Annotated in this window: 11 protein-coding genes and 1 pseudogene; 4 read left to right on the forward strand and 8 right to left on the reverse strand. The window is 47.7% G+C overall.

What is annotated here, in order from left to right; all coding sequences use genetic code 11:
- The 5 genes from V6C93_RS21250 to V6C93_RS21270 form a co-directional block, all read right to left on the reverse strand.
- Positions 1–728 (reverse strand): HEAT repeat domain-containing protein (locus V6C93_RS21250; protein ID WP_333478673.1); only part of this gene is annotated, 728 nt, incomplete at its 3' end.
- 35 nt (positions 729–763) lie between these two features.
- Positions 764–1,003: a hypothetical protein gene (locus V6C93_RS21255; protein ID WP_333478674.1), complete on the reverse strand. Its 240-nt coding sequence runs from the start codon at positions 1,001–1,003 to the stop codon at positions 764–766.
- 323 nt (positions 1,004–1,326) lie between these two features.
- The gene (locus V6C93_RS21260) at positions 1,327–2,079 is read right to left on the reverse strand and encodes a phycoerythrobilin:ferredoxin oxidoreductase (protein ID WP_333478675.1); all 753 of its coding nucleotides are present in this window, start codon (positions 2,077–2,079) and stop codon (positions 1,327–1,329) included.
- Positions 2,080–2,091: 12 nt separating this feature from the next.
- The gene (locus V6C93_RS21265) at positions 2,092–2,826 is read right to left on the reverse strand and encodes a 15,16-dihydrobiliverdin:ferredoxin oxidoreductase (RefSeq protein WP_333478676.1); all 735 of its coding nucleotides are present in this window, start codon (positions 2,824–2,826) and stop codon (positions 2,092–2,094) included.
- Between the two features lie 106 nt (positions 2,827–2,932).
- Positions 2,933–3,547 carry a phycobiliprotein lyase gene (locus V6C93_RS21270; RefSeq protein ID WP_333478677.1) on the reverse strand — a complete coding sequence of 205 codons (615 nt, stop codon included), beginning with the start codon at positions 3,545–3,547 and terminating at the stop codon, positions 2,933–2,935.
- 56 nt (positions 3,548–3,603) lie between these two features.
- Between V6C93_RS21270 and V6C93_RS21275 the strand changes: the two genes are divergently transcribed.
- The gene (locus V6C93_RS21275) at positions 3,604–4,431 is read left to right on the forward strand and encodes a pentapeptide repeat-containing protein (protein ID WP_333478678.1); all 828 of its coding nucleotides are present in this window, start codon (positions 3,604–3,606) and stop codon (positions 4,429–4,431) included.
- 102 nt (positions 4,432–4,533) lie between these two features.
- Here the strand turns inward: V6C93_RS21275 and V6C93_RS21280 are convergent, their stop codons facing one another.
- Entirely contained in the window at positions 4,534–4,740 is a 207-nt protein-coding gene (locus V6C93_RS21280; RefSeq protein WP_333478679.1) for a hypothetical protein, read from the reverse strand.
- 209 nt (positions 4,741–4,949) lie between these two features.
- Positions 4,950–5,633 carry a HEAT repeat domain-containing protein gene (locus V6C93_RS21285; RefSeq protein ID WP_333478680.1) on the reverse strand — a complete coding sequence of 228 codons (684 nt, stop codon included), beginning with the start codon at positions 5,631–5,633 and terminating at the stop codon, positions 4,950–4,952.
- 126 nt (positions 5,634–5,759) lie between these two features.
- Here V6C93_RS21285 and V6C93_RS21290 point away from each other — a divergent pair, with 126 nt between their 5' ends.
- Positions 5,760–6,341: a phycobilisome protein gene (locus V6C93_RS21290; protein ID WP_333478681.1), complete on the forward strand. Its 582-nt coding sequence runs from the start codon at positions 5,760–5,762 to the stop codon at positions 6,339–6,341.
- A 110-nt stretch (positions 6,342–6,451) separates the two neighbouring features.
- Positions 6,452–6,937, forward strand: coding sequence for a hypothetical protein (locus tag V6C93_RS21295; protein ID WP_333478682.1), 486 nt, complete (start codon positions 6,452–6,454; stop codon positions 6,935–6,937).
- A gap of 132 nt (positions 6,938–7,069) precedes the next feature.
- Here the strand turns inward: V6C93_RS21295 and V6C93_RS21300 are convergent, their stop codons facing one another.
- Positions 7,070–7,579, reverse strand: a complete 510-nt coding sequence (locus V6C93_RS21300; protein ID WP_333478683.1) for a peptidase C15 — start codon at positions 7,577–7,579, stop codon at positions 7,070–7,072.
- A gap of 235 nt (positions 7,580–7,814) precedes the next feature.
- Between V6C93_RS21300 and V6C93_RS21305 the strand changes: the two are divergent.
- Positions 7,815–8,032, forward strand: a pseudogene (locus V6C93_RS21305) (imidazole glycerol phosphate synthase subunit HisH); the annotation flags it as partial.

Below are 8,032 nucleotides of genomic sequence, written 5' to 3' on the forward strand. Positions count from 1 at the left end.
CGAATTAAAGGCTCAACAGCGGGAGGATAGGTCACTTGCCCCAAGGCTGCCGCTGCCTCTGTACGAATGAGTGGTTCCGGGTCAGCCAGAGATGAAACCAGGAGGTTGCAAGATTTTTCATCGGACTGCTCTTGTGCCACATGACCGAGTGCCCCAATGACCGCACAGCGTACATCCAGGGAAGCCGCATTCAACGCTTTGTAGAGATAATCAGCGGCTTCAGAGCCGATAAATGCGAGTGCCCATGCGGCATGACCTTTGATATCTTCAGGCTGCTCCGTTGAGGCCAGGATATCCAACAGAGCCGGGACAGCCGCCTCTCCTGTTCTTGCCAGTGCTCCAGCAGACGAACCTTTGACCACCGTATCTGGATCATTGAGGAAAGCATGGAGCAAGGTTGGCACGGCTGCTGGGTCAGCGATAATCGTGAGCGTCTTCGCCGCTGCTCGTCGCGTGACTACATCCGGATGATGTGCCAGAGCTTCTAGCAAAAAAGGGGTCGCGGATTCACCAATTTCCCCTAGAGTTTCTGCAAACTGCAAGCGAACTAGTCCCCGTGAGTCTCCCAACCCTTCTACTAATTGCCTCAAGACTTGTTGGTCGGTCGGGTCGAAAGTGCCCAGTGTAATCTCTTCATTGACCCTTTGTATCAGGGCATCATTTTCAGCTTGGACTCGCAGCGCTGGGTCATCCACGGCTGAAGGTTCAAAATTGAGGGGGTAACTCATCACAAATTCTCTATCGCTGTTCGTGTTCTCAGGATTTAGTTACCATTGGTTTTAGCGACTTGCCGTTCGCGGAGTGCCTGAAGCGTCGAATCAATTTGAGCCAGGTTAGGCTCCAGATGAGCCAAAGCTTGCGCCTTCATGATTTTAGCTCGCTGTGCCATGGACAGGGTATCGTTCACTAAGCGTTCCCGATATTTTTCCAACTCAGCGATGATTTCGGTCAGTTCTTGAGGGGTTGCTTGATCGAATGAAGTGAGTTCTGGAATATCAGCCATATCCGTTGTGTTTCCTAAAGGTAAATTACTTAAAGAGCGTATGATTGATTTTCTCAGATTCCGTAAATATTACAAACCTAAGTAGAATGTCACTGACTTAAGCAAAAAGTAGTCGTTCTTTGAGAAAAACCCAGATTGGGGGGTCTCCCCCCAAACCCCCCACTGGGGGACGGAGTGCCTCCCCCAGACCCCCTGCACAAGGGTTGGTTGGTGAGCGAGGAAAGTTCTTAAGTCAGTGACATTCAACCTAAGTAATAGTCATGTTTTTGGTCTTTGAGACAAAAATTGCCCCTTTAGGGCAAACCAGCACCATCCAAGGAGCGCTACTCTGTCGCTGCCATTGCCAGTTTTCGCTCTAGGTCAAACAAGAAGCCGTGGATATACTCCTCCGTCCATTGTGAACCATAAAACCGAGTAAACATTCCCCGTGCCGGATCTTTTTCAGCCCGGTAGCGGAGATAACGGAGTTGAGCTTGTTCAATCGCCCTCAGTGAAGAGGAGTTCGTTACGGGTTCTGCTTGATCCACAAAATTCAGGTATGCCTGAAGATAAGCTTGAAACGCCGCAAAGACGTGGGTTTCCACCACCTCAGTTTGCTGGGGTCGAGTCCACAAAAACGCCGGGGAAAAGAAAGGACGAGCTTCTTCCGGAAAGTCGCCCCCCCAAGGTAGGTGTTGCTGATAAGTCTCAAAGATAGGCAGGATGGGCTGAGTATACTTGGCTTGATAACTCGGATCGTCCCGAAACAGGGGTTGCATATCCAGAGCAATGAGATGCCCTCCCGGTAGCGTAACCAAATCCGCACCAAAAAAGGGTAAGTCGTAGTTCAAATGCGGAAAAATGACGAAGTTTAAAACCTGGAGAGAGTTTCCCCCCTGCACATGCGCGGCTCGAATTTGCCGGAGTTTGGTAGCCTGATAACCATAACTGGTTGTTAAGACTTCGTCTTGATGTTTGCCCTTGCCCACGATCGCCGACTTTGCCTCAAACCCCTCTGGAATGGGGTAAGGTTGCAAGTCTAAGCGTTCTTGTAACAGAGCGATCGCATAATCTAAAAAAGGCTGATAAAGAGTCATAGTCCATCTCAATCATTTTTTGGCTGCCGTAGCCGCTAATGGCACGGCATCCTCAAACAAAAATTCATACAAAAACTTTTCCGCCCATTCATGTCCAAAGTAGCTACTGAACAGCCCCGATGCTGGGTCTCGGTCGGCACTATATTGATCGTAGTTCTTTTGGGCTTTAACAATCCGCCGAATATCTTCCGCCTCAGTCAGAGGTTTGGCGTCCTCTAGCATCTGCCAGTACAGATTCAAATAATCTTTGAATGCCTCGAAAACTCGTGTTTTCACCGTTTCCGTATCCGTTTTGGCAAACAATAAATATTTTGAGAAGTACTGATTGGCATCATAAAACTTCATTTCCAGACCCTGCGCCAGATCAGGATACTGATCATGCAATGTCTTCAGGGGATAAATATACTTCCTTAGGTACGCTTCGTCTTGAAATAACGGCTGAAAGTCCATGACAATCAGGTTTTTGACTTGCCCAAATGAGAGAAAGTCAATCCCCAACAAAGGCAACTCGTAGTGGTGACTGGGATAAACCACACTATTGAGTATCTGGGCACTAGCACCCGCGTCTATATAGGTGTAGCGAATTTTCCGAAACTCCGGGCATTGATAGCACCAACTCTGGATGACGGCGGGGTTTCTCCCTCGTTCGCTCACCTGCGACTCTAACCCCGCAGGAATCGGGCGACTTTGCAAATCAAACCGTTGAAACAGCGATTGTTCCAGATGCTCAAGGAAGGATTTATACATAGATTCACCGTCTCATTTGCCTTGATCCCTGAGAATACGGGGTTCCTAGACAAGGCGTCTCAAATGAGTGAAACAAAGTAAAGATCCTTAACGTAATCTCATCTAGTCATGAGGATGCTCTAGACAAATTGTGCTGGATCATTGCAGCTAAGTCTGCTTCAGACACACAGCGCCGTTCCGAGCAATAGGTCATTAAATACACCCCATTCATCATTCGCACGGTGCTGACGCGGACTCGAAAATCATCGGTAATGAACCAGCAACGTTCCTGTCCCTGGTTACTCTCATAATCAGTATCGATCGTCAGAATCCCATCTTTGCCAAACCAGTAGCGGCTAACCACTGGAATCTTTTCCACATAGCCTTGATTGCGGAGCAGTTTACCGGATCGCCCCGTCTCATCATCCGGCACATCAATCAACACAGCTGCCTGATCTGGATTGGGTTCCTGGTTATCCTGGTGTGCCTGCCACATAAAGCTGGCTCCCCCTGCGGCGATCGCCGGATCGATGCCTTGCAGCTCACAGATGGTTAGAATCCTGGGGTCATCCGGTTTAAGCACCTGCACATGGAGTTTGGATTCTCCTGATTCATCCGTCACCGTGTCAAAATGATGCACTGTGCGCTGAGTAAACCAGACTCCTTCGCTTTTATGAAAAAAGTCCATCATTGTTATGGGTTGCACAAACACCATCGGTTCTCCTTCACAAAACAGAGGCATCACAAAACTTTCCTAATGATTGTAAATGGGGCGCGGTACAATACCGTTGAATAACAATGTCAGAATTCCAATCCATGACAGGCAGAGAGATTCAGAAGACCCCTCAAGATGTTTTGGCGCTTCTCAACGCCGGGATGGCTCTGATCCAGGAAGATTTGTACCAATTCAACCTCAGAGGATTTGACCTGCAAAAGGCTAACTTGTGTCGGGCTACGCTAATTCGCGCTGACCTGAGCCAAACCAACCTGAGCCAAGCCGATCTGCGGGGAGCCGATCTGCGGGGGGCGAATCTTAGCCATGCGGTGCTTCGACAAGCCAACTTAGAGGGAGCCTGTTTATATCGAGTGGATCTGAGTGGAACAGATCTAAGTGGAGCGAATTTAACGGATACGAAGCTGCAAGGAGCGCGGTATGATAGCCAAACCTGTTTTCCGGAAGGCTTGGCTTACAAGTCCTCCGGAGCAATCGGGCCAGGAGCGCATCTCAACGGTGCGCCGTTGAATACGGCTAATCTACGGTACGCCGATTTACAAGGAGCCAATCTTTTAGGTGCATATTTGGGAGGGGCTGACCTGACTGGGGCAAACTTGAGAGGAGCACGCTTAGTACAGGCCGACATGCGACGCTCGATTTTAACCGGCGCTTTTTTACGTCATGCCCGCTTGAATGGGGCGAATTTAGCTGGAGTAGACTTGCGGGCAGCGGATCTGACAGATGCAGAATTTGAACGACTTGAAAGTATTGCCGGAGCAGACTTCACCCTAGTTCAGGGGCTGAATGAAGATATGCGATCGCGCCTGCTCAGTCAACCTGCACCAGAATTAGAAACCAGACATCCACTAACACTGAAGACAACATTAGAAAGCCTGAATCACTCCTCTTAGGTGCGTGTCTTCAGATATTATCCAATCTTCTGCCCTATCGTAGGGTTGTAACAAGGATGTCTGGATGGCTCAAATGTCAGCAGATGATTTTCTGTCCATTTCTTAAGACTTAATGGCTATCCAATCCTTTTTGAGCAAGGCTAAAAAGGTAGCAATTCCTTTAGAAAAGCCTTCAGGATCAGGCAGAACATACTGTGGAAATTCTTCGTAGGGACGCCACGGCTGTGATGGATCATGCCGTAGGTGCAAGACTCGATCATTTCCCTCCAGTTTCCAGAGCATTTGACCGCCGCTCAGTATCTCCGCCATAACTTTCTCCTATTGTGTATACAAACATCAGGAGCAAGGGTTTGCTTCTCCCTATTGTGCTCCGCTAAACATTAAGTAATGTAAATTTTGGAACATTTATGCTGGACATTTTTGCCCAATTGCTATACTCCATAGATACACTATAGGCTGCCCTTAATCCGGAAGACCTCACCCGGAGGGGTACTTTTTTCGGAATCTTACAGATAGAGTTAAGTCTGAAATTTATTCCAGTTAACTTTCAATAAATCTTCCATCGCCGCCCCAACAACTCGGTGGTCGGTATCCTTCCTCAATTGAGACAAGGCATCCCTGGCTTCCGGTGAATCAAAGCGCTTCAGGGCATGGGCAACCCGTACCCGGATATATTCAGCCCTGGAATTTGTGAGGGTTAGGAGTTTGGACAGAGCCGCCTCAGACTGACGAGAACCCGCTAACGCACCCAGAGCATCAATAGATGCTTCTTGCACGGCGGCATCATCTCCCATCAGCCCCTGATCGCACACCTCTAGGACTTCTTCTGAGCAATTCATTTCTACTAGAGCCGCCAGGATGCTACGGCGTACCAGCCAGTGATCATCTCTAAAAAATGTCTGTACCAAGTGCGAGGCGGAAACTCCCCCGAACAAAGACAGAGAATTCGCGGCTTCTGCACGCACATTAGGCGTGTTGTCAAACTTCATAATTTGAAGCAGGGAAGCAAAGGATTCAGACGTTTTTTGTCGCCCTAACTCCCTGGCAACAAACGTTCTTACCAGAAACTCTGGGTCTTGGATGTGTCTGATGAGTAAAGGAACAGCGACATCTGGAGGATAATCCTTGAGGGCAGAGATTGCCTTGAGTCGATACTGAAAATCTGAGTTTTGCAGATTGGTTTCGATTTGGTTGAGATCCATGAGCGTGAACCATAAACATGTTCTCCACTTTAGACCTGAAGGCAACCAAGAGGTGAATCAACAGATAAGCTGTTAGGTATCTAAACTGCCTATTCGATTGATTTACGGAGTTCTAAGTCTTTTACTATGACAAAGCCGCAACTGAGTGAAAAAGTTCGAGAACTAATTCAAAAAGCCAGAATTGTCAGTTTTGCTACCTGGGAAAGCACCCATCCGGCAGAGGCAATCCAGTGTTTCCAGGCTGCTGACGATGCAGGTCGTTATTTGACCGATGAGGATTTGCAGCACATTCAGGCGATTGCACCGAATCCATCAGAGTTAATTCCTGCCGCTAGACAACTGCGCGATCAGGTCAATGACATTGTCAATGAAGCCAGAGTCAAGGTTCTGAACACCTTCCCCACCATTACCCAACCTGGGGGTGGACTTTACCCAGCAGAACGAGCAGATGCCTGCTGGCGTGACTTCTGGCACTTCCTGCGTTGCATTACCTATGGTATTGCCGGACAGCACACCGACTACACCAGTGCCGATGGGTTACACTACATGCAACTGCTCTATCAAGAATTGCAAGTACCATTAGATGCGATGGTGGTGGGTTTAGAGGGCATCAAAGCTGCCAGTTTAAAGGAGGTGGCACCAGAGCAGCAAGCCAACCTTGCGCCCTATTTCGATCATCTAATTGAGAAATTAAAGCAGTTTCACTAAGCGTTGCAGTAATGGGGAGATCTGCTTTTGCCACCTGCGGATTGGCATCTTTACTATCGATCAAGCTCCACGAACACAGAGAACGAAAAACTAGCGCAATTGCTTTTCCAATGTACAGTTCAATAGATAAAAGCCGCCCTTTCCACTATCAAGAAATCTACCCCTGTCCAGTCTGCCGCCTAAATCAACTCAAAGCGATGCCATTAATGGATGCAATGGCTTGTGAAGGCTGCCGCCACATTTTCATTGCAGATCTGGAACGACAACAGCTGAAGATGGCTGACCGAAATCCCCCCCTAACCTGGCACTGGAATGGTAAGACATGGAAGGGAGGACACTTAGAGGGAGTTGACTGGGGATGGACTTCCTGGCTGTTTGCCATCGGACTTGTTGCTCTTCCAACTAGCCTGATTGGCCTAGCTGCCTACACTTTCCCTCCAGAACCAGGTAGTACCTTGTCTTGGCTACCCGTGGCTTGGACTGGGTTAACTTTCTTGTCCCATCTGACGATTGTCCTATGGCTGGCGACAGAGTTTTATCAATTCCCTGTGAGGATTTACTTAAGAGCCAGACGACAGCAGCTTTTTGGTCGTTGATTCTTAATCCTCTGGCAAAAATAAATACTAATTCCGGATAAGTCAAGCACAGAGATAGACGTGTAACAGGCTTACCGTTTCTGCTAGGTAGTACGAAGAGAACTGTGTTCTAAATCTGTGTCTAGCTGAGGTTTATAAAGCCGTTAATCTGTGCATGATTAATGTAAAATCCGTCAGAATCTCAGCAATATTATTTTGAGTCAAAACGGGAACATGGACAAATATACCGTGTTTTTTGAACTCATTTTTTTGCAGATGATTTAACACAGAATAATACAGCCCTTCGCAAACAAATTTCCCCGCATCATGGCTAAGCGTCGTCTTCACTAAACCCTGTAAGAGTTTATCTAAGTCCACAGGCGTATTGAGCACCCTGCTTCCATTACGGGCATTGGATTCAACGCTTAATTGACGGCGAGATTCTGCCATGCCACAGCAGATAATAATATCCGGTTGCAGTTCGTTGATTTTTGCGATCGCAAGCTCACTCGCTTGGGAAATATCAACGGGTAGCTGCCTCAAGAACGTCAAAGTGTGTGGCAATGAGTCAAGTTTGACAACTTCTTCAAGTAAATCATCAGACGAATTGGATTTCTGATGAGGTAGCCAGGTTTGAAATGAGGTTAGCAGAATATGTGACATCAGAGAACTAAAACTATAGACATTTGACCAAAAAAGGGTTTCAAGTCTTTCCTGTTAAGGGGAATCATCAAAGAATTTTGCTGAATGTAGCTCCATCCTTTGAAGGTGGAGCCAATCTCAAATCCAAAATCCAAAATCTAAAATCGATTGATAGGCCGTTGAGTCCATAGGAGATAGACGACGGCAACATAAAATAGATATAGATTTAATCACACAAGTAAGGGGGCGCAGGTTCATGCCAATAATTGCTGTTATAGACTATGACATGGGAAACCTGCACTCGGCCTGTAAAGGCTTAGAGAAAGCCGGGGCAACCCCTCAAGTGACGGATTTACCAACAGACATTGAGCAGGCGGATGCTGTCGTTCTACCCGGAGTCGGCTCATTTGACCCAGCGGTGCAACATTTGCGATCGCGCGGACTAGAGGAACCGATAAAAGAGGCGATCGCGAG

Origin of the sequence: Allocoleopsis sp. (assembly GCF_036703385.1) — a bacterium.
Classification (GTDB): Bacteria; Cyanobacteriota; Cyanobacteriia; order Cyanobacteriales; family Coleofasciculaceae; genus Allocoleopsis.

Excerpts from the sequence above, each read along its gene's own strand:
- V6C93_RS21260 (WP_333478675.1), bottom strand. The coding sequence starts at position 2,079 with ATGACTCTTTATCAGCCTTTTTTAGATTATGCGATCGCTCTGTTACAA.
- V6C93_RS21295 (WP_333478682.1), top strand. The coding sequence starts at position 6,452 with ATGTACAGTTCAATAGATAAAAGCCGCCCTTTCCACTATCAAGAAATC.
- V6C93_RS21265 (WP_333478676.1), bottom strand. The coding sequence starts at position 2,826 with ATGTATAAATCCTTCCTTGAGCATCTGGAACAATCGCTGTTTCAACGG.
- V6C93_RS21300 (WP_333478683.1), bottom strand. The coding sequence starts at position 7,579 with ATGTCACATATTCTGCTAACCTCATTTCAAACCTGGCTACCTCATCAG.
- V6C93_RS21290 (WP_333478681.1), top strand. The coding sequence starts at position 5,760 with ATGACAAAGCCGCAACTGAGTGAAAAAGTTCGAGAACTAATTCAAAAA.
- V6C93_RS21255 (WP_333478674.1), bottom strand. The coding sequence starts at position 1,003 with ATGGCTGATATTCCAGAACTCACTTCATTCGATCAAGCAACCCCTCAA.
- V6C93_RS21280 (WP_333478679.1), bottom strand. The coding sequence starts at position 4,740 with ATGGCGGAGATACTGAGCGGCGGTCAAATGCTCTGGAAACTGGAGGGA.
- V6C93_RS21275 (WP_333478678.1), top strand. The coding sequence starts at position 3,604 with ATGTCAGAATTCCAATCCATGACAGGCAGAGAGATTCAGAAGACCCCT.
- V6C93_RS21285 (WP_333478680.1), bottom strand. The coding sequence starts at position 5,633 with ATGGATCTCAACCAAATCGAAACCAATCTGCAAAACTCAGATTTTCAG.
- V6C93_RS21270 (WP_333478677.1), bottom strand. The coding sequence starts at position 3,547 with ATGCCTCTGTTTTGTGAAGGAGAACCGATGGTGTTTGTGCAACCCATA.